Source organism: Acinetobacter corruptisaponis, assembly GCF_030053775.1.
GTDB classification, from domain to species: domain Bacteria; phylum Pseudomonadota; class Gammaproteobacteria; order Pseudomonadales; family Moraxellaceae; genus Acinetobacter; species Acinetobacter corruptisaponis.
The window spans coordinates 853286-874511 of sequence record NZ_CP125669.1 but is presented as its reverse complement, the minus strand read 5'-3'; the positions used below and the strand labels follow the sequence as shown (position 1 = coordinate 874511).

Here is a 21226-nt window from a genome sequence, read left to right as displayed (position 1 = left end):
CAGAAGATTCGATACATAAATTTAACCTATCCTGGTTTTATCTGTGTTAAGTTAAAAACAAGTACAAGACCTAAGGTGTTAAACCTAAAGAGAGGCGAACATGAACCGTGTCATTGCATGTATTGATTCTTCACCCTGTATTGAGGCTGTCGCTGAAGCAGCCGCATGGGTGGCGAAGCAAACGCAAAGAGAATTAGTACTGTTGCAAATCCTGGACTATTATCCAGCAAGCTATCATTTAGGTGAAATCAGCGGTGTCATTGGTTTTGAAAGTAATGCCATGCTGCTCAAGGAGCTGGCCGAACTTGAGCAAAAGCAAAGCGAACTCGCACTCGACTACAGTAATAACTTACTGAAACATATTTCTGAGCTGATCGAAAAACAATATGGTTTAACCAGTACCAAGATTCAGGAAAAAGGAGATTTTCTTGAACAGAGCTTTAATATTTTAAAAGAGAATGATGTTGTCATTATTGGGCGTGTGGGTGAACGGGCGGCCGAGAAGAATAAGCCGATTGGCAGTAACGTGGAAAACTTTATTCGTGGTGCAAACTGTACAGTAATTACGGTAGGCGAGCATTTTGAAGCACCAAGACGTTTTATCTTTGCCTATGAATATTCACCGACCTGTCAAAAAATGCTGCAACGCATTGCCCAAAGTGATTTATTGAAAACACTGCAATGTCACTTACTTTATGTTGGTGACCATCCTGAAATGCTGACCGAACCTGAAAAGTATTTAAAGGATGCTGGTATAGAGGTTGTATCTGTCTACCGTTATGGCGATGTGGCACAAAATATTCTGGAATATCAGGCAGAGCATAAGATTCAGTTGATTGTGCTGGGGGCTTTCAGCCACAGTAAAATCCATCAATTCTTTCTGGGTAGCATCACCACCACAATTTTCCGTAATGCCAATGTGCCTTTGCTCGTGGCTAAGTAATTCATTTTTCTCCATATAGTTATCCGCAAATACTGTGGATAACTATATGGAAAAGCATTGTGTATAAATATAAATTGTTGATATTAAATAATTAAATTTTTTAGGTTGTTTTTTAATCTCTATTTCACAATCGCAATTGCAAAACCATCATGGCCTTTTGAACCAACAGTTTGTAGTGCTGTACAGGATAAAAGCTTTGGGTGATCTTTTAATGCCGTAAAGGCATCACGGATACCTTCAATGCTTGGTTTCTTATTGTTTTCATCCAGAATTGCACCTGCACGAATGACATTATCCAGTACGATAATGGTACCTGAATGAGATAATTGTAAACTTAACTCCAGATATTCAGGATAACTTTGTTTGTCTGCATCAATAAAAATAAAATCAAAAGCTTCGCTGCCATCAGCAATCAGTTGTTTCATCACATCTGCACCACGACCTTTTTTCAGTTCGATCGTGGTGGGCATATTGGCATAATCAATGTTTTCCTGCGCCAGAATTACGTGGGTATCACGTCCCTCAACGGTCAGTAGATAACCATCTTCAGGTAAGGCCTTTGCCAGCCAAATGGTGCTATAAGCCGCAAAAGTTCCCAGTTCCAACACGCGCTTGCACTGATTCATCTGAATCAGCATTTGTAAAAACATACCTTGATTAGGTGCAACAGCCAAATGATTAGAAAAACCCTGCTGATCGGTATTGTCTAATGCATGTTGAAGTTTTGGATCAGTGGGAATTAAATGTGAATTGATATATTCATCAATGTCTGTCCACATCTGTTGCATAATCAGGTTTACCTATGAATCTGTTAGCTGCATTTTAAACATTTATATCCAGAGTGCAATTTGATTCGTTGTAAATGAAAAAAGTAAATTATTGGCTATCAATGATTGAACACATCAGTTGCCTTAAATGGCTTTGAATTTCTGGCGGGAGTTGAATAAATAACAAATCTATCGGCATATGTTGCCAGTTTGGTTGAACCTGCCCCTCATTTAAATATTCAGCCAGTAGGAAAATCTGTGATACGGAACAGTTAAATGCCTGTGCCAAATATTGGAGCAAGGCAGGACTATATCCTTGATTGCCATTCTCAAGATTGCAAATATTACTTTTTGAAGTGTTAGAGAAATCCGCAAGTTGTTGTTGTGACCAGCCCTTTTGTTTTCTCATATATCGTATTGCGTGACTTATATCCATAGGTTGATGTTATAAAAACCTATGGAATAGTAGGTGTTGTAATACAATACAAATTAAGGTTTTTGTATTGTTATACAATACTTTTGGCGTTTGAGATTTACTAAAATAATGAAATTACTATAACCCCAGTTACGGATAAGCCAAAGAATTAACCACATGAATTTGAGGCTTATTCTTCTGACAAAGCTGATAAGCACATAAAGAGGAAAATACACCTGATAAGAAACCCGCAATTGAACGATGTTTTCCTGTGACCAAATGGTATTTTTCTTTCAGTAAACCTATTAACGTTTCAATTCTTTTTCGTTGACGTAAGTGAAATTCATCAGAAAATGGTAATAGCATAACTTTCATATTCTTTCTAGGATAGGTAATTAAATCAATGCCTTGCTCTTTAAGAGTTTCTTTTAGTGCTTGGCTGATATATCCCCGATCACCATAGACTCTTGCTGATAATCCATCAACTAGTTTTTCTACCTTTCTAATATCAGCAATATGTCCATTCGAGATATCTGAATTTACAATCTCCCCTTGATGATTCATCAACAGGTGTAATTTACAACCATAAAACCACCCCATAGAACTTTTACCACGAGAAGCAATATCATCTAAAGCATGATGTTCTTTAGGAATTCTTTTATTTTTACATACAGGCAAAGGTGTCGAATCAATCCATAGATATGAATCTTCCTTATGCTGATTTAACGCATAATGCAAAGCATGAATCGCAAGCTGATGTTGATTGATAAGAGTAAGTATATTTTTATAACAAGGTAACTCTTTAAACAACCTGCTTTCATATTGACATAGAAGTTGGAAAAAAGCTTTAAAGTTATGCATTTGAGAAGCTTTATAGCAAATGGAGATCGTCACAATTTCAGACAAGGAGAGTGTGGCTTGTCGGATACGTTGACGTTTCTTCTCCTGTTTGAGGAATTGCCAATAGATAGGTTCAAACTTTTTGAAAAAATCATCAACACTATAAAAAATTTCTGTAAAATCGTACATGGTAGTTAGAGCTTTTAGGTTGTGTCGTAACTTTCTAAATTGTTCTAACTACTTTTTTTTCAAGTCAATTTCTTATCCGTAATTCAGGTTACTATAAATAGCTTACTTTAAGTAATACCGAATAAAGCCTATGCATTAAGGATAATAAAGGGGAATAGGATGGTTAACCAAAAAATGGATAAAGAAGAATCAAGAGTATTGTTTGATGCTTTAGAAAAAACTTATCTGCAAGATTTATACGATTTAAAGGTAGAGCAAGTCAAAACAGATGAGCTGGATTGTTTCTGCTATTCTGTGGTGGTGGCCTGTATTTTTAAATATCAGTCTGCTGAACAGGCAAAAAAGATAGTGGGGTATTTTACTGAAATTATGTGGGAAAAATATCATCCCAGTTTTACCCTTAAGTTAAAGCAGCGATATGCCGCTTATCAAGAATATTTAAGCCTGTATTTTTCCCATCAGAAAACAGCGGCAGGTTTGGACCCAGCCATGACCATGGGATTTATCCTGATGAGTTTTGCTGTCGAAAAGATGCAGCAGAATCATATCTATGTGGTGGAACTCACCACAATGATCCATAAAATGATCTTTGCATGTATCAATAAAATTAAAAGAAATAAAATGCTTGACCGAGGTAAGTTACAACTACAAACCGTCAATTAAATAAAAATGCTTCTTTAAAGGAAACATTTTTCTGGCTCTAAAAATTACACATTGAACTGTTGCGGGTTAGGTCAGGCCCCCAGGTACGATAACCCTGGGTATCAATATGGATTTGTCCAGAGCTGTATAATCCTACACCCAGATTTAAACTTTGACCATGCTGGGTCCAGAACTGGCATAGTTTAAATTTGGTTTGTTCAATAAATGCATAGTCTTGAGGTTGGGGAAATTCAGGGCCAATGCGGAAATCAATTGCCGAGTTGAATAAATGCTTGGAAGAGCTTGCTCCGCCAGCGCATTGATTCAGGGGAAGATCACGGTAAACCGAAGTCACTTCAAAATCTGTCAAAATTTTGGCTGCAATTAGGTACTTAAACACACGCAAGGTTGAAAGTGAGTTGTTCCATAACTCACGGTTAGGCACCATATATTCAGAGCGTCCACATTTTTGCCAGTCCCGTGCTGTACGCAGTAATTCAAAACTTGGAATAATATGCGCCACATTGTTGCGTGTTAAAAACTGTTCATATTCACGAACGCGTGCATAGTTCTCGCCCTGATTGAGCCAGATGCGGTAAGAGGCAGGTTCAACCTTATTGGGAATAGGGCGGGTAATGGTGACCTGTTCCTGGGGAATATAAATTCTTTTTCCGATGTTGTTATTCTGGGTCACTTTGGTGGTCGAGCTGACACAACCCACCATCATCACAGGGATGATAAAAAATGAAAAAAGGCCCTGTAATTTATTTTGCATCATAAAAAAGAAATTTCACAAACGATAGGTGTATCATTTTAATGCAAAATAGCGCATGAATAATGATGCAATTGCAAAGAAATGTGTGATTCAGGTATAAAAAAGACCAGTAGAAACTGGTCTTTTTGATTATTTTTCTAAATACTGAAGCTTGTCTGGCTTACCGTTCCATTCTTCACGGTCAGCAGGTTGTTCACCAATTTGAGTGATGTTGTTGCCTGCCCATTTTTCTGATAATTCAGCATTCAATTCAATAAATACTTCCTGACCTTCTGGCAGTTCATCTTCCGAGAAAATCGCATTTGCTGGACATTCAGGTTCACACAATGCACAGTCAATACATTCATCTGGATTGATTACAAGGAAGTTTGGGCCTTCATAGAAGCAGTCTACAGGACAAACTTCAACACAATCTTGATACTTACATTTAATACAATTTTCGGTGACAACAAATGTCATGGCGGCAGCTACCTAAAAAATATGGTTTTCATTTTGAATAGCGTATTTTAGGCAAAAAAGACCGATAGAAACAATTCCTTTTATTGATATTTATTATTCGTATCAATGAAATGGACTTATTTATATGACTTTTGTTGATAATAAGTCTCAACAACAGGGTCAATCGACTTATTTATGCTTTTTCTTTAGCCCACCGCCATCTTGTTTATTGACCGTTGCCCAGGCAATACGTTCAGCATCTTCCTGAGAGCGTCCTTGATCCAGTTCGCTTTCCTCAATATGCTTCGCCTGTCTTTTCTGTTTTGCTGTATAGGCAGATTTATCTCCACGTGACATAACGATTTCCTCTTTAACGGATAGTAACTAAAAGAAATAGCACTGTTCTAGGAAATGGTGGGTGAGCAATTGTTAGGTTTTAGCAGGGCTGTGTAAATAAGCTCCATCATTACAGATAGAGCTTATTTTTGATGGATTAGCTCTCAACAGTTTGAGCTGTCTTGGATAATGCCTTTAATTGATAAAGCTGTTCAAGTGCCTGACGTGGTGTTAATTCATCAACATCAATGTTTTGTAACAACTCCAGTGCAGGTGAATGGGCTTGCACTTCAATGATGTGCTCAACAACGTGGGTTTCGATTTCATTGTCAATTGCGCTGAATAAATCAGTCTGTATAGTATTTTGCAAATGTTGGTGCTGTTGCTTTTCCAGAATCTTTAAACGTTTTTGTGCCTCTTTAATCACATTGGCTGGAATACCCGCCAGTTTTGCCACCTGCAAACCGTGACTCTGACTTGCTGGGCCATGTTGAACCTTATGCAGCAAGATTAAATTGCCGTTTAATTCCTGCGCCGTAACATGATAGTTATCAATACCTGCTTCACTACCGAGTTCAGTCAATTCAAAATAATGGGTTGCAAACAGGCACAGGCATTTCACACGTTTGGTCAAGTCAAGCACACATGCCCAAGCCAGAGATAAACCATCGTAGGTACTGGTGCCACGACCAACCTCATCCATTAATACCAGAGATTGGCTGGTGGCATGGTGCAGAATTTGCGAGGTTTCCGTCATTTCCACCATAAAGGTGGATTTACCTGTAGAAAGGTCATCGGCTGAACCAATACGGGTAAAGATACGGTCAATCGAACCCAGCTTCGCAGATTTTGCAGGTACGAAACTGCCACAGTAGGCAAGTAGGCTAATCAGTGCTGTTTGACGCATGAACGTTGATTTACCGCCCATGTTTGGCCCTGTGATAATGGCCATACGATGCTGGGGATCAAGAAATGTATCATTTGGTGTAAAGGGTGCCTTATTTAAGGCTTCAACCACAGGATGGCGACCACCCTGAATCCTGATACTGGTTTCTGGGGTAAATTCAGGTCGAGCCCAGTTATTGAGACGTGCCTGATGGGCAAAATTGGCGAGAACATCAATATGGGCAATTGCCGCACTCATCATTTGTAGATGGGCAATGTTTTGGCGCAACTCATCCAGCAATGATTCAAATAGGAGTTTTTCACGCGCCAATGCACGAGATTCGCTCGAAAGTACCTTATCCTCAAAGCTCTTGAGCTCTGGTGTGATATAACGCTCGGCATTTTTTAAGGTTTGACGGCGAATATAGTCGGCAGGTGCCTGCTCAGCCTGGGCGCGTGTCAATTCAATATAATAACCACTGACACGGTTATAGCCAATTTTTAGGGTATTGATGCCTGTCCGTTGACGTTCCTTAATTTCCAGGTCAATCAGGAACTGCCCAGCATGATCACGAATTTTGCGTAACTCATCCAGCTCATCATCATAACCCTCAGCAATGACATTGCCATCACGCAACAGCACAGGTGGATTCTCAACAATCGCCGCCATTAAATGCTGGTGTAGGCTTTTAAAATCGCCAAGTTCCTGATCAAGTTGAGTCAATAATCTGGATTGCTGTGTTTTTAAAACAGGTGTTAAAGCGTGACGTAAAAAAGGAATTTGTGCACATGCCTGACGAAGCTGGACTAAATCACGCGGACGCGCACTGCCAAGCGCAACACGGCTTAACACACGCTCAATATCTCCAATTTCTTTCAATACTAACCGCACAGGTGATTCATGATAGCCTTTTAATAGTTGTTCAGTGGCATCAAGAAGGGCATCTAAAGCCGCTGTGTCACGAATTGGTTGCATCAGCGTTCGGCTCAGTAATCGTCCGCCCATTGCTGTTTGACAGTCATTAATCAGTTGAAACAGTGATGTTCCATGATCAAACAGGGGTTCAATGATTTCCAGATTTCGGCGTGTAATTGGGTCAAGCGCAATAAAGTCGGTACTTTGCTCAATCTGAATGGAGCGGATATGTGGCAAGGCTGTTTTTTGGGTTTCTTTGGCATAGTGAATCAATGCCGCCGCCGCTGCTTTTGCCAGTGGAATTGGGTCCAATCCAAAACCTGACAAGGTCGAAACCGCAAATTGGTCACATAGGGTCTTTTGTGCGTTATTTAAGTTAAAATCAACGTTTGGACGTTTGGTAATTGGACATTCCAGATTTTTCTTAATCTGTTCAATGATGTTTTGGTCAATCAGGTCTTCATCAATCAAGATTTCACTTGGCATCAAACGGGCAAGTTCAATAGGAAGCTGTTCAGGCTTGTAGTCTTGTTGTTGAACCTTAAAAATACCCGCACTTAAATCAAGTAGGGCAAAACCAATCTTATTTTGCTGAATACACAGCGCCACAAGGTTTGACGACTGGTAACTGGTGAGTAGGGCATCGTCAGTCAATGTGCCTGGAGTGAGAATACGAACAACCTTACGTTCCATTGGTGCTTTACCGCGAGAGCCTGCACTCTCGCCCTCGCCAACCTGCTCGCAAATGGCAACAGTACGACCAGCTTTAACCAAACGGGCAAGATATCCCTCTGCAGCATGATAAGGTACGCCCGCCATTGGGATTGGTTCGCCATTGGTTTTACCACGATGGGTCAGTGTAATGCCTAATAGTTTGGCAGCAAGATGGGCATCTTCAAAGAATAATTCGTAAAAGTCGCCCATACGGTAGAACAATAGCGCATGTGGATAATCCATTTTGACTGTGGTGTATTGTTGCATCATTGGAGTCAACGAAGATAGATCAACCATTTTTTCTGTGCTATTCACGTATATAAAATCCTTAAATTTAAACAATAAATAGGGGGAAAGATTTCAAAATCTGGCGACTTCGCCAAGACCCATAGTCTATATCTAAACGGGTTCTATTCCTGAAAAAAGTGTATCTTTTTTTGTACTAAAACTGAATAAGCCATATCACAGACAGAGCGCATTGATTTGGGCATAAAAATGTATTTTCTATATGCATAAAAAAGGGCATCTACTCATGATCTGCCCTTTACATTTTCGTATTGCTTAAACTGATAAATAGCTCAGATAAATCAAATTGGGTTGCTCTGCTTCGGATGTAGTATTGCAACTATAGAAGATTTCCCCATCAAACTTTTCACCCAAGTATTCAATAATGATTTCAGTTAAATCCTGAATTTTATCAAGTGAGAACGAAGCTTGATGCAGATTGAAATTGAGTATCACTGTATTATCTTTCTCAATAGGGCTAAATAACGGTCTTACATTTTCATTCATTAACTGTTGTTCTTGTAACGAATGAATATTGATACGATGTTGACCTTTTTCAAAAGCATCTGACTGGTAAAGATCGGCTGGTTCGAGAAACAACTCTGGTGAGAAATAGGTTTTGATTAACGCATGAAAAACCTTTTCCAATGCCTGTTGATGGTTTTCACTGGATGTTTGCTGATAAATTATGGCATCAGATAAATGTTCAGGTAAAGAGCTGAGATTATTTTTGGCTGTAATCACGATGCTGTGTTCACAGCCAATAGGAATTGTAGTTAATTCTGCCAAGTCATCTACAATGATAATGACAATCTTATCAGTCTGAGAGTAGGCTAAAGCAGATAGTGGCTTTTGCACCATGTTTAAAGGGCACAGATGCTCTACTGTTGGATTAAAGAAATTAAGATTAATCGTAGTATGGGTATAAATGATAAGGTTTTCATTTAAGCTTATTTCATTGTTTTGCATGGGATATGTATCCAATTTGAATGTAGGATTAATTAGAATTATTTTTGCTGTTTGATTGCCTGAGCCAGTTCAGGCAATTCGTGTGTTTCTAAAACGACAGCAAGTTGTGCTAATAAGTTTTTAGCTTCTTTCTCATCCAGGTTTAAAGCATCTCGATATATTTCATTCACTTTACCACTAAGATGATGGATAAGTTGTCCAAAAACAGAAGGCTGAATAACACCAAAATTTCCAGAAGGGGGATTTAAAATATCAATAATACTTTGCTCTTTGTTTTGCATGACTGTATCAGAAGTAATCAATCTGGCTTTTTCAAATAAAGGGCTGAGTTCTGTTAGCATATGTGTAGGCAAAACGTCCCGAAGCTCTTTATGAACTAGAAGCAGAATGACAGCTTGGGAGAGTGTTAAACCTTTAACTACTGTTTCGATTTTCTTCCATCGCCAGTTATGCGGCATACAGTTACGACGACATTCCAGAGGAAATATCTTTTCCAGTAAATTTAAATCACGCTGAATAGTACGCTGTGCTGTTTCTATCCCTTGTTGATATAAGTGGTTCTCAATATCAGCAGTGGTGACATAAGTCTCTTCTAATAGAAATTGAATAATTTTCCATTGACGAGTGAGTACTTTGGATGATGGCTGACTCATAACTAACTCAAATAACTTTTTACTGAGTGTAATTATTTTTTTAAATAAAATTAAGAGGATAAAATATTGAGTAGGTCGTAGTTTGACGTACTTGAGTGATGATTTTCTTTTATAATATCAAAGCATAAAAAATGAATCCTTTTTTAAAAAAGGGACACAACCTGTCCCAATGGTAGGATAGGATGATTAATCTTGAGTGGCTGAACCAGTAGATGAGGGTAGGTTTTTTAGTACAGCATCAAGGCCAGCATGAGGATCAACACCGAGGGCAGTACAGTACCAGATATATTCAATGACATCTAAACGGCGTTCACCTTGTTCAACTTTATATATAAATGAATGGGGTCGTGCCATACGTGTAGCAAGATTGTGCATGGTGAGATTTTGTGACTTACGCTGGCTTTTAAGCCAGTCCTGTAAGGCAAGCATTTCGTCTGTATAGATACTTCTTGTCATCACGCATATTTATGATATATTTCATTTTTGACCAAAATAGGAAAATGTATTTTGTTCAAATAAATATCGTTAAATGGACACAACCTGTCTCTTGAGAAATGAATAATTGATGTAACTTTAGAAATAAAAATCGCAGGTTGTTATGCAAAAGGATACCCAAAATAAGAATGAGACTTTAGCCAATCGTTTGATTGATATTCTTACAAGGCTAAACTCAGGGGAAAAATTAACCATCAATATGCTTTCAGAAAGCTATGATACCCACCCAAAAACTATTCGACGTGATTTAGTTCGACTGGAAAACTGCAATTTACCTATTCAAAAAGAGGGGAAATATTTTTATTTAGACCCAACCTATTTGGGTAAGTTGAAATTAAAAGATATTCAGTCTTTTGCCCGTATTTCTGGGATTCGGCATTTATATCCAAATCTTGATGTTTCCTTTATTCGAGAGCTTCTGGATAGTCGTGTTTATGATGCTAAGGGTTATTTCGTTGAAGATGCTTCACAGTTTAAAACCTTATTTGAAGTATGTGGTGAAGCGATTCGTAAGCATCAACAAATCGGTTTTCTTTATAAAGGTGAACCTCGTGTGGTTGAGCCTTATAAATTAGTTCATCATCATGGCTGTTGGTATTTGGCAGCAGCACGGAAAAATATACTTCGTGCCTATCGTTTAAGTCGGATTGAATTATCGCCACACCCTCATGAACTTTTAGGCTTTAAACCTGATGCGGCAATTTTGACTCAACTAGAGGATGAAGAAAGTATCTGGTTTGGTCAGGAGAAGCAGGAAATTATTTTAACTGTGCATGCTGATGTCGCTTTGCATTTTCAGCAAAGACCACTTTTGCCTGAGCAACAAGTCATTAAAAAACTGGATGATGGTGGCTTATTACTGTCTAGTCGAATTACGCATCATACCCAGATTTTACCGTTGATACGTTACTGGATTCCTCATCTAAAAATTGTCAGTCTGAATAGCCACCAAAATTCTAGACACATATAACCATCTTTTGATGGGTCTTTTCATAATCTAATGGAGAACGTTGACCATTAGAACCATGTCTTCGTTTTGAATTATAGAACATCTCAATATATTCAAAGATATCGGATCGTGCTTCAGCTCTAGATGAATAAATTTTCTTCTTGATCTTCTCTCGCTTTAGTAGTTGAAAGAAGCTCTCGGCAACAGCATTATCATGACAATTTCCTCGTCTGCTCATACTGCTTTCAAGATTATGATGTTCGAGAAATGTCCGCCATTCATAGCTAGTGTATTGGCTACCTTGATCAGAATGAATCAGCACTTTGTTCTCTGGTTTTCTTCGCCACAAAGCCATCAATAATGCATCTAAAACTAGTTCTGTAGTCATTCTTGATTTCATAGACCAGCCAACCACAAGGCGTGAGAATAAATCAATCACTACCGCAAGATATAACCATCCCTCATGAGTACGAATATAAGTAATATCAGTAACCCATAAACGGTTGGGATGAGCTGGGTTAAACTGCCGATCTAACGTATTTGCAGCAACGACAGATGGAATACCTGCATGAACTCTAGGTTTACGATAACCACGCTGTGATTTTAGGCCATTCGCTTTCATGAGTCGGTGTACTCGATTAATTCCGCAACTTTCACCAACATCTTTCAAATCACAGTAAATCTTACGATAACCATAAACTCCACCAGATTCCAACCAAAACTGTTTAATGAGACCTACAAGCTGTTCCTGTCTCTTAGAAGTCTTACTATAGGGACGCTTCAACCAAGCGTAATAGCCGCTGTGATGGACATCTAAAGTTGAACATAAGCGACGGATCGACCAGATACGCTGGTTGTCCTGAATAAAGGCGTACCTCATTTGGACTGGCTTGCGAAGTACACCGCGGCCTTTTTTAGAATGTCCCTTTCTTCGGTAACTCGTTGCAGTTCTTTTTTTAGCTTTGCTAGTTCTACACTTGGATCATTAGATTCTGTGATATTAGGCTGCTGCGGATCATAACGCTTAATCCAAGCATATAGGCTATGCGTGGTTGTACCTAAACGTGAGGCAACTTCAGCCACACTATGACCTTTCTCAGTCACTTGTTTTACTGCTTCAATTTTGAATTCTTCAGGGTATCGTTTGCTACTGCTCATAAGCACCTCGTTTATTAGCCATTTTATCTAACTAAAAGGTGTCTACAAAATTAGTGGCTATTCATAAAAATTATATTTTTGGCTTAGATCTAAAAGACTACTCAGTAGAAAGAACTAAAATTTTATTAAATCTTCTTGCTATAACTTATGGAGAAGATAGGCTTAATTTTGAATTTAATATTTTTGCTGGCAATGCACTAAACTTTAATTGGAATGAAGCATTGTATAATTTTAATGGTTTTGATGTGGTTGTGGGTAATCCTCCTTATGTTACATCACGAAATATAGAAAATGAATCATTAAAGTTATTAAAAAATTGGACAGTTTGTAACACTGGTCATCCTGATTTATATATTCCTTTTTTTGAAATAGGTCTTACTATTTTAAAGGATGAAGGAATACTTGGTTTTATTACGATGAATACTTTTTTTAAGTCCATAAATGGTAGAGCTTTAAGAAAATATTTGGGAGAGAAACAGTATAAATTATCTATAACTGATTTTGGTTCAATTCAAGTTTTTTTATCAAGAAATACATATACATGTATTTGCTTTATTGAGAAAGTGCATTCGGATAGTTTTTTTTATAGAAAACTTGATGATATTGTTGGGCTTAAAAATGCTAAATATTCTAAAAAATTATATAACTCAATGAATCATCTGGGTGGATGGAATTTGAACCATGATAATATAGTTAACAAAGTTGAGAAAGTAGGTACTCCACTTGAAAAAATATATAAGATAAATAATGGTATTGCTACTTTGAAAAATAATATTTATATTATAGATTATATTTCGGAGGATAAAGATAATTATATTCTCAGTTGTGGTTCACGAGTGGAAAAAGCTATATGTGTTGATATAATTAACCCTAATAAACTCATTGAAGTTACGGATCTTGGTGAATTGAAAAAAAAGATTATTTTCCCATATTATTACAGGAATAATAGTCCACAGATAATTTTAAATAAGGAGTTTAAAGAATATTATCCAAATGCATATCTATACTTATTGAAATATAAAGAAGAACTAGCAAATCGTGATAAAGGCAAAAGGGAGTATGAAGAATGGTATGCTTATGGTCGAAAGCAGGGAATGGTTAGATATAATTATAAGTTTTTTTTTCCTCATATAACTCCCAAAATTCCTAATTATATTATTTCTGATCAGGAAGATTTACTCTTTCATAATGGGTTGGCAATTCTTTCTGATGATAGAGAAACTTTAGAAATAATAAAAGTACTAATGTCTACAAGACTGTTTTGGTTTTATGTGGTTAATACTAGTAAACCATATGGTTCTGGTTACTTCTCCTTAAGTAAAAACTATATTAAATCATTTGGTATATATCATTTTAATGAAGAGCAAAAAGAGTTTTTATTGAGTGGAGCTGAACAAGAAAAGTTAAATGAATTTATAGAGAGCTTATATGGTATAAATCTAGATTTTTGGAGCTATAATAGATAAGATTGAATACCTACTAAATTGGTTACTGTCTTGGCAGTGGTCACTGTGAAAAAACTCAAGAAGCTTTCTTTGATTTTTTTATTTAACTTACATTTATTTATCTTCATAGAAGTAAATTAAAATTTTTTATATTCTAACAGATTTCTTGATATCGAGTATTTTTATAACAGTTTAACTTGATACCTCGTATTCCTCCCACCACCCTCAAGCTTCACAATGCAGCCTTTTTCTAATAGATCGGTAAGATGACGAGTGGCAGTTGCCCGACTTACTTTAGCCACTTTCTGATATTGTGAAGCACTAATTCCATGCTCAAAGCCATTCTCTCCACCATCAAGCAGTCGATTTAAAACCTTGCGCTGTCCCTCATGTAAATCCACTTCTGAAAAAATTTGCCAAAATGTACTTTTTAAAAGTGTCCTTTCAATGCGCTTTAATGTCTGCTCAAGACTTTCATTAAGTGCCTGTAAAAACCAAAGCAACCAATCCGTAATATCAGAACCACCTTTTTGGGTAGCTTCAAGAATTTCATAATAGCTCTTACGCTTATTCAGGATGACAGGTGACATTGCATATAGGCGGATACTCTGCTGATCCATCTGGGCTAAAGCCAAGTCAGTCAATGTACGGGTAATACGTCCATTACCGTCATCAAAAGGATGCAGTGTCACAAACCATAAATGAGTAATTCCAGCCCGAATCAGTGGGTCAAGCAGGGTATTGGTTCTGCTGGTATTAAACCACTGAATAAACTCATCCACGCGTTGCTCTAAACCATCTCGCGGTGGAGCCTCAAAATGCACAGTAGGGTAATCCATGCGCCCAGAGACAACCTGCATGGGTTCATGTCCACGTAATTGCCCAATTCGAATACGCTGCATCGTCCAGTCAGTTTCATTAAATAGCCATTGGTGCCACTGGAATAATCTTTCGACGGATAGGTCTTGTTCAAAGTTATTTAAAGCATCCAGCATGATATTGGCTAAACCATCTGAACGTTCAGAACTTGGATAGGGTTGCTCCAGCGAGACACCTAGACGTTTTGCCAGAGATGAACGCAGCGAATAAACATTTAGAGTTTCATTTTCAATCGCTGAGGATGAGACAAGATTGGCAATCAGGTTGTCTAATGTAAGGTATTCTTTTTCGGGGGTATGCTGGCTTTGTCCAAGCAGGATTCCAATTTTTTGATGAATGTGTCTGGTGAGTGGAAGAATATTTTCATCTTTCCATGTAAAGGTTGTCCAGTTAGGCTGTTTCCAAATCCAGTCATCATACATATTTGGTCATTTCCTGAAATAGTGAAGAATAGGAGTGAGCAGATTGTAGTGTATATTCGACTCATTAAATGAGTCAAATAAAATTGTGATTCAGCTCATCTAATTATTCAATCTGCTTGCTTATTTGGTTGGCATAAAAAACGATGGTATAGGTTGTTTTAATGATTTTGAAAAAGTGTAGGTTGTTGTGTAGGTTTTAAGGTTTTATTGAAAAATTATTTTATAAATCAATGTAAAGGTATTTCTGCATCATCGGCGTATGGGATGAAAGATCAGCCATAACTGTGTCACTATTCATGCGTGTTAAATCCTTGAACTTAAAATAAATATAGATAGTTAAAAGTTTTGAATTTTTGGCTAAACTAAAAAGTCGTGTAAACCTGATTCAATCTCTGAATAAGTATACCTTTCTTTAATAGTGAAATTGAACCAACAATGTATGAGAGGGTATAATGTTTTTAGGGTTGGTTTCTTCATAAATTGGTATCCATTTAGAAATAATAAAAAAAGAACCTGCATTATTTCCAAAATTAAATTTTGCATGCAGGTTCTGGGAGAATAAAGTCATGCCACTTATTTATATCATTAGGTAATGGGGTTGAGACCTTTGACAATATCGTTAAATTCAGAGCCATTCAGCCAAAAGGATTTTTTTAGAAATAGGGTGGTCATAATACTTTCTGCTGCCTCACTATTTGGGCTTTCACAAAACAGTCCATAACTATTGCCCAGCACTATATTGTTTTCAATCAGGCGAATAAAGTAAGCATGTTTTTCATCAGCATAGCCAAGAATAGCATCACGTTGATTGTTCATTTTTCATGTCTCCACATCAAAAATATTTGAATAAAACCCAACTGCTGAAGATCAGGTGTGATATTGAATTAGATCAATAACTTAATATTATTTAACAGGTTGGTTGATAATATAAGTTATTCATTTAAAACATAAATTCTAGTTTGTTGTACATCCTTGTCTAAGTGAAACAAGCTAAAATCTGATCTATGAAATTTATTGTTATGCAAAATTTTATGTACGTCAACTTGAATTTGTAACTTTTTCAAGTTAAATTAAATTATCGTTTAATTATCTGGGTTTGGGGGAGCTATGTCTAAAAAAACTGAATTTGAGCATGGTGGTGCGCGAACCAATGCTGGGCGTAAGGCACAGTTTAATGAACCCACCAAGGTGATCCGTGTTCCTGAGTCTCAGGTTGATTTTATCAAAAACTGGTTACTGAATAATGTCAAAACAGGTACACGTACAGATTTGACATCCTCATTAAAAATTCAGAATGTACAAGCCCAGAATGATCGAATCTATCACATTCCACTGGCAACAGAACGTGTCGCAGCAGGTTTTCCATCACCTGTGCAGGACCATGTGGAGCAATCTCTGGATTTAAATCAGTTTTTAGTTCGCAATGAAAATTCCACGTTTATCGTGAAAGCAAATTCCCTGTCTATGCTGGATGCTGGGATTGATATTGATGATCCCTTGGTGGTTGACCGAAGTATTCCAGCAAAGTCAGGCGATATTGTGATTGCATTGATTGATAATGATTTTACCGTTAAGCGCTTAATGATTGACCATCATTTTAGTCCACCCAAAGTATGGTTAAAGGCTGAGAATCCAGACTATCAAAATATCTATATTCACGAGGGGCAGGAACTGGTGATTTGGGGCGTGGTGACCTATAACCTGAAACCTATGCGATGAGGTTAAATCCAGCTTTATGCATCTTTATTTTGATTGATTTGGGCGAACACAGTTCGCCACTACCTGATTTATTATGATGTTTGATCATCTTTCAGCTCAATCAAATGGGTGAACTGGCCAAGAAATCAGTGTTATATCTAAAAATAAGAAATAAAAACAAAAAAATATGATGTTTTTGTATAAGCAGGGTGCTGATTTTTCAACACCCCATCAACACATAAATACACCGTTATATATTTTAAATATCATATAAAACAATGAACTAAAATTTGGCATAGCCCTTGCAAAGAACTCAGCATAGTATTTACACATACATTTTTTACAGGCTGAGGAGTCCATGATGTTTATTTTACGTTGTTGTATGCAAACTTAATTCTTTCTCTCTTTCTTCATTTGAAATTTTTAGCCGTGATTGTTTTTTCAATCATGTCAGGAACTTTTGTACTCAATTTTTAGCATTTAGTTTTAGGGGTTTATAGGTGAAAAAACATCATCTCTCTTTATCCGTTACGTTGGGTTTGGCAACACTGCTGGGAAGTGGGGTTGTTCAGGCCGCCGAAGATGTGGACACCACATTGGCACAGTTGCAGGCGCAACTCACTGCCTTGCAGCAACAGGTCAATGTGTTGAAGCAAAAGAAACAGGCTTCAGTGGGTGAAACTACCGAGCAGACTGCTGTTCAGCAGGAAAGTGGAGCTCAGCAAGAAGATACCGAAAATAGCTTTGCCACACAGAGCGAATTGGCAGGTTTCCGTACTGATCTGGAAAATTACAAATATGACCAGTCACGTCAATATGAGCGAACCACGGTAAAGTCTGCCCGCGATACCACATTATACGGTACGGTTCAGGTACGGGCCCAAGGCCAAAGTGTTGATACCGCATCGGGAAATCCCGCACCTGTTACACCACGTCGCAACACCTTTGATATTCCGACCGCATTGTTTGGGGTGCGCGGTAATCTGTACAGAGACTATAAGGAAGGCAAGAACCTGGATTATCAGCTTTCCTTTAGTTATGGCAAACGTACAGGCACAGCGGGCAGTGCCAGTGACCTGAACCTGGCCGATGCCTTTGTCCGTTACAACTTTACCTCAACCAATGGTGGCCCTGAAATCCCACGCTTAAATGCAACTTTGGGTCAACAGTTAATTCCATTTGGTCTCGATCCACAATCACCAGAGGACTTACGTCCAACTATTAATGTTGCGACAGGTCTGGCGCAGTTGGGGCTATTTAACCGTCAAACAGGCCTGATCGTTCGCGGCGATATCAAGCCTTTTGTGGATTATTCATCGAATTACCGTGCGCCGTTATTTGAATATGCCCTGGGTGTGGTCAATGGTAATGGCACCAACAAGGTCGATGACAATGACAAGAAAGATTATATCGGACGTGTCGCTTTTACCTTGCCTGTGGACTATGCCAGCTGGTTGCGTGAGTTGAAGTTTGGTGCCTCCTACCTAAAAGGCAGTAAAAACGTCATTTCTGGAGCAACCGTTGTTGATGGCAATGGCCGCAATGACCGTCTGGGCTTCGATATTTACTATAACCATGCGCCTTTTGGGATTACCTATGAATATGTCAAGGGCCTGAGTGACTTTGCAACTGCAACAGGCTCAAGTTCTGAGGTGAAAGCGGAAGGACATACTGCAACCCTGTTTTATACCATTGGCGACCAATTTTATAACAGTGTGAAATCCGCTGCGAAATTCGATGACTTCTGGCCAAAGTCGATTCAAACCTTTTATCGCTATGACACTTATAACCCGAACAAGGGGGCTGATGTAGTGGGTATTGCAGGGCATGGCCTGGGCAAGGTTGACATTCACACACTCGGATTAAATTTCTTTTTTGCACAAACCACAAAGTTCCAGCTTGGGCTAAATCGTTGGAGTTATGACCACGAAACGGCGACCCAAAAAGACTTTTCTGAAGTGCAGGCACAATTCCAATACACCTTTTAATTTTTCAATATGAGTAATAAGACCATGACATTTAAGAAACATTTATTGATCAGTGCAGCGGCGGGTTTACTGGTTGCAACCAGCTTCTCGGTTTTTGCTGAAACCAACCCGACTGAGATCCGACTGGGCGTTCCAGGTGCGGGTGTGGGGGGTAAGCCTAAAGTGGGTGCGAGTGCTTATGCAAGTGCACACTTACGGGGTGTACTGGAAAAAGAGTTTTCCAAGGATGGTATTAAAGTCAAATGGATTTTCTTCCCAGGCGCAGGGCCCGCATTGAATGAGGCACTTGCCAATGGCAAGGTGGATTTTGGTATTGGACATGGTGATCTACCCTCAATTGTGGGGCGTTCCACAGGTTTAAAATCAAAATTATTATTCGTGACTGGACGTTTTGGACCTGTTTATTTTGCCGTTCCTTCTGATTCAGGGGCAAAAAGTTTAGCTGATTTAAAGGGCAAAACCATTTCGGTATTTAAGGGCACTAACCAGCAACTGATCCTGGGGCGTCTGTTGCGTAAATACGGTTTTACCGAAAAAGATTTCCGCATTATTAGTCAGGATACATATTCAGCCCAAACCTCCTTATCAACGGGTGATATTGATGGAATGATCACCAGTCCCTGGACATTGGAATCGCGTGGGGTCGCAAAGCGGATTTTAGAGGTGCGTAAAGATTCAAATCTAAATGGACCACTTGTTGCGTGGGTAAGTGAGGATTTTGAGAAGAAGTATCCACAGACGGTGCAACGTGTTGTCACGACATTTATTAAAGATAACGTATGGAGTTCTGACGAAAAGAACCGTGATACGCAATATAAATTGTGGGCACAGAGTGGCACACCATATTTAGATTATAAAAAAGACTGGGATGACTATGCGCTGAAAGACCGTAACTCTCCATATTTTGATGAGTATGCGGTGACATCCTTAAAGAAATCTGTGCAGCAATCCATTGACTACAAGCTGATTCGCCGTCCTGTCGATATTGATTCATGGATTGAGCGGAAATATCTCAACAATGCGCTGCAAGAGCTGAAACTTGAAAACTTCTGGCCGCAATTTGATGCCAATGGTAATCGTAAAAAATAATCCAGAGCAGGGGTTGGCTAAAGCTAAAGTCTTTAGCTAGCCGATTGATGTGTGGCTTTCATTCATTTTTAAGGACGTGTACATGGCTGAGCAGTCAGTTGCCCAAGCAGGGCTAGGCCAGTTTCGCTTTGTGTTTGGCTTTATTGCCTTGGCGCTATGTGCAGGATTGGGAATCGGCATCGCTAAAATTGTCACCTCTTTATATGCGGTGCAGTTACAGGCAACCGAGTTTGAAATGGGGCTGGTGGCAGCGGTGCAGAGTCTGGGTATTTTATTTCTTGGACTGCCCATCGGGATTTTAGTACAGAAATATGGCCCGAAGAAAATGTTTGTGATTGGAAGCTTCCTGGCTGCATTGGTCTATCTCACCGTGCCATTTTATCCAACGGTCTGGTACCTGATTTTATGCACGTTTTTGGTTGGTCTGTGCATGCCGATGCGTTTTGTTTCCCTGAACACGGTCTATATGCAGCATTTAAAAAGTATTGGTGCGGCAAAGGCGGGTTGGTTTCGGGGAACGCACATGATGGGTTTCTTTCTGGTTGGTCCATTATTGGCGGTGAGTCTGGTTAATGGTTCAGGTTTTTCTGGTGCGTACTGGTGGATTGCGGGACTGTTTTTGCTTCCAGCCTTGTTTGCTCCCTTGGCATTTGCCTTGGGTGGATCAGCACAGGTGCAACCCCAGCAGCATGAAGTGTTTAGCCTAAGCGTAATTGCTAGGCAGTTGACCCTGCTAAAGCATGACCAGACCTTACGCCGTACTAGCTTAATTGAATTGGCCAGCAATGCGGTCATGGCGTACTACGGTTTCTTCATCATTGTGATTGCGATTAAGGATTTTGGTTTTAGTGAAACCATTGCGGCAAGCTTGGTGACATTACAGGGTGCGGTTTTTGTTGTTGCATTGTTCAGTACAGGAGTTTTGTTGGCACGCTGGGGGATCAAGCGTTTTTATCAGGTTGGTTTTGCCCTGATAGCAATTGCCTCGGTTGCCTTGGGAACGCCAAAAGTACCCGCTTTGCTCTGGGTCGGGTCGGTGGTTTTGGGTTTGGGTCTTGCCATGCTGCATATCGTAAATTTCACCATGTTTGCCAATGTCGGTGAGCGTCTGGGCATGGCGAAAGTGTCAGGCCTGAGCGCAATGGCGGGTCCAGCAGGTGGCTTGCTCGGCAGTATCGTTGGGGGCTGGTTGGGTCATTATTGGGGCCTACAGTCCATGTTCCTGATCTCGGCGGTCTTGTTTGCTGGATTGATTGGCTTTGCCCAGCAGCTTACCCAGATTTTTACCGCATCTGCATCAGAGATTGAAATGTATTCAGAAATAGAGGGTCAATAA

At 39.0% G+C, this 21226-nt stretch carries 21 protein-coding genes; 8 read left to right on the top strand and 13 right to left on the bottom strand.

Annotation, left to right across the window (positions count from 1 at the left end; all coding sequences use genetic code 11):
* The first annotated feature begins 100 nt into the window (after nucleotides 1–100).
* Nucleotides 101–943: a universal stress protein gene (locus QLH32_RS04310; RefSeq protein ID WP_283268286.1), complete on the top strand. Its 843-nt coding sequence runs from the start codon at nucleotides 101–103 to the stop codon at nucleotides 941–943.
* 119 nt (nucleotides 944–1062) lie between these two features.
* On the opposite strand, the gene QLH32_RS04305 is transcribed toward QLH32_RS04310, so the two are convergent.
* From QLH32_RS04305 to QLH32_RS04295, 3 genes are all read right to left on the bottom strand, one after another.
* Nucleotides 1063–1731, bottom strand: a complete 669-nt coding sequence (locus QLH32_RS04305) for an O-methyltransferase (RefSeq protein ID WP_279961303.1) — start codon at nucleotides 1729–1731, stop codon at nucleotides 1063–1065.
* Between the two features lie 88 nt (nucleotides 1732–1819).
* Nucleotides 1820–2146 (bottom strand): helix-turn-helix domain-containing protein, encoded by a 327-nt coding sequence (locus tag QLH32_RS04300; RefSeq protein ID WP_267979981.1) that lies wholly within the window; start codon nucleotides 2144–2146, stop codon nucleotides 1820–1822.
* Nucleotides 2147–2275: 129 nt separating this feature from the next.
* Nucleotides 2276–3154, bottom strand: a complete 879-nt coding sequence (locus tag QLH32_RS04295) for an IS982 family transposase (protein ID WP_283268283.1) — start codon at nucleotides 3152–3154, stop codon at nucleotides 2276–2278.
* A gap of 159 nt (nucleotides 3155–3313) precedes the next feature.
* Here QLH32_RS04295 and QLH32_RS04290 point away from each other — a divergent pair, with 159 nt between their 5' ends.
* Nucleotides 3314–3817 carry a hypothetical protein gene (locus tag QLH32_RS04290; protein WP_283268282.1) on the top strand — a complete coding sequence of 168 codons (504 nt, stop codon included), beginning with the start codon at nucleotides 3314–3316 and terminating at the stop codon, nucleotides 3815–3817.
* 37 nt (nucleotides 3818–3854) lie between these two features.
* Here the strand turns inward: QLH32_RS04290 and QLH32_RS04285 are convergent, their stop codons facing one another.
* The 7 genes from QLH32_RS04285 to QLH32_RS04255 form a co-directional block, all read right to left on the bottom strand.
* Nucleotides 3855–4574 (bottom strand): D-Ala-D-Ala carboxypeptidase family metallohydrolase, encoded by a 720-nt coding sequence (locus QLH32_RS04285; RefSeq protein ID WP_279961305.1) that lies wholly within the window; start codon nucleotides 4572–4574, stop codon nucleotides 3855–3857.
* Between the two features lie 126 nt (nucleotides 4575–4700).
* Nucleotides 4701–5030 carry a ferredoxin FdxA gene (fdxA, locus tag QLH32_RS04280; RefSeq protein ID WP_004652744.1) on the bottom strand — a complete coding sequence of 110 codons (330 nt, stop codon included), beginning with the start codon at nucleotides 5028–5030 and terminating at the stop codon, nucleotides 4701–4703.
* A gap of 168 nt (nucleotides 5031–5198) precedes the next feature.
* Entirely contained in the window at nucleotides 5199–5366 is a 168-nt protein-coding gene (locus tag QLH32_RS04275) for a hypothetical protein (RefSeq protein WP_267979978.1), read from the bottom strand.
* A gap of 136 nt (nucleotides 5367–5502) precedes the next feature.
* Nucleotides 5503–8175, bottom strand: a complete 2673-nt coding sequence (gene mutS / locus QLH32_RS04270; protein ID WP_283268279.1) for a DNA mismatch repair protein MutS — start codon at nucleotides 8173–8175, stop codon at nucleotides 5503–5505.
* A gap of 246 nt (nucleotides 8176–8421) precedes the next feature.
* A complete protein-coding gene (locus QLH32_RS04265) occupies nucleotides 8422–9114 on the bottom strand; it encodes a hypothetical protein (protein WP_283268278.1) in 693 nt (230 codons plus the stop codon).
* Between the two features lie 38 nt (nucleotides 9115–9152).
* Complete coding sequence (locus tag QLH32_RS04260; protein WP_283268277.1) at nucleotides 9153–9767, bottom strand: arginine repressor; 615 nt, start codon at nucleotides 9765–9767, stop codon at nucleotides 9153–9155.
* Nucleotides 9768–9953: 186 nt separating this feature from the next.
* The gene (locus QLH32_RS04255; RefSeq protein WP_283268276.1) at nucleotides 9954–10223 is read right to left on the bottom strand and encodes a helix-turn-helix domain-containing protein; all 270 of its coding nucleotides are present in this window, start codon (nucleotides 10221–10223) and stop codon (nucleotides 9954–9956) included.
* 142 nt (nucleotides 10224–10365) lie between these two features.
* Here QLH32_RS04255 and QLH32_RS04250 point away from each other — a divergent pair, with 142 nt between their 5' ends.
* On the top strand, nucleotides 10366–11232 hold the full coding sequence (locus QLH32_RS04250) for a helix-turn-helix transcriptional regulator (protein ID WP_283268275.1): 867 nt from the start codon (nucleotides 10366–10368) through the stop codon (nucleotides 11230–11232).
* Here QLH32_RS04250 and QLH32_RS04245 read toward each other — a convergent pair.
* Nucleotides 11219–12369 (bottom strand): IS3 family transposase gene (locus tag QLH32_RS04245; protein WP_432442299.1). Its coding sequence is split into 2 segments (ribosomal slippage): nucleotides 11219–12129 and nucleotides 12129–12369, totalling 1152 coding nucleotides; the frame shifts between segments, so codons are not numbered across the junction. The two genes, QLH32_RS04250 and QLH32_RS04245, sit on opposite strands and share 14 nt — an antisense overlap.
* Nucleotides 12370–12422: 53 nt before the next feature.
* On the opposite strand from QLH32_RS04245, the gene QLH32_RS04240 reads away from it, so the two are divergent.
* Nucleotides 12423–13835, top strand: coding sequence for an Eco57I restriction-modification methylase domain-containing protein (locus QLH32_RS04240; protein ID WP_283268273.1), 1413 nt, complete (start codon nucleotides 12423–12425; stop codon nucleotides 13833–13835).
* A 161-nt stretch (nucleotides 13836–13996) separates the two neighbouring features.
* Here QLH32_RS04240 and QLH32_RS04235 read toward each other — a convergent pair whose 3' ends face one another.
* Nucleotides 13997–15115 carry a Fic family protein gene (locus tag QLH32_RS04235; protein WP_283268272.1) on the bottom strand — a complete coding sequence of 373 codons (1119 nt, stop codon included), beginning with the start codon at nucleotides 15113–15115 and terminating at the stop codon, nucleotides 13997–13999.
* A 585-nt stretch (nucleotides 15116–15700) separates the two neighbouring features.
* Entirely contained in the window at nucleotides 15701–15931 is a 231-nt protein-coding gene (locus QLH32_RS04230) for a hypothetical protein (protein WP_279958957.1), read from the bottom strand.
* A 291-nt stretch (nucleotides 15932–16222) separates the two neighbouring features.
* Here QLH32_RS04230 and QLH32_RS04225 point away from each other — a divergent pair, with 291 nt between their 5' ends.
* The 4 genes from QLH32_RS04225 to QLH32_RS04210 all read left to right on the top strand — a co-directional run bounded on the left by QLH32_RS04225 (nucleotide 16223) and on the right by QLH32_RS04210 (nucleotide 21226).
* Nucleotides 16223–16834 (top strand): LexA family protein, encoded by a 612-nt coding sequence (locus QLH32_RS04225; RefSeq protein WP_283268270.1) that lies wholly within the window; start codon nucleotides 16223–16225, stop codon nucleotides 16832–16834.
* 479 nt (nucleotides 16835–17313) lie between these two features.
* A complete protein-coding gene (locus QLH32_RS04220; RefSeq protein WP_283268269.1) occupies nucleotides 17314–18801 on the top strand; it encodes a porin family protein in 1488 nt (495 codons plus the stop codon).
* A 24-nt stretch (nucleotides 18802–18825) separates the two neighbouring features.
* Nucleotides 18826–19890 carry an ABC transporter substrate-binding protein gene (locus tag QLH32_RS04215; RefSeq protein ID WP_279958953.1) on the top strand — a complete coding sequence of 355 codons (1065 nt, stop codon included), beginning with the start codon at nucleotides 18826–18828 and terminating at the stop codon, nucleotides 19888–19890.
* Between the two features lie 82 nt (nucleotides 19891–19972).
* Entirely contained in the window at nucleotides 19973–21226 is a 1254-nt protein-coding gene (locus QLH32_RS04210; protein ID WP_283268267.1) for an MFS transporter, read from the top strand.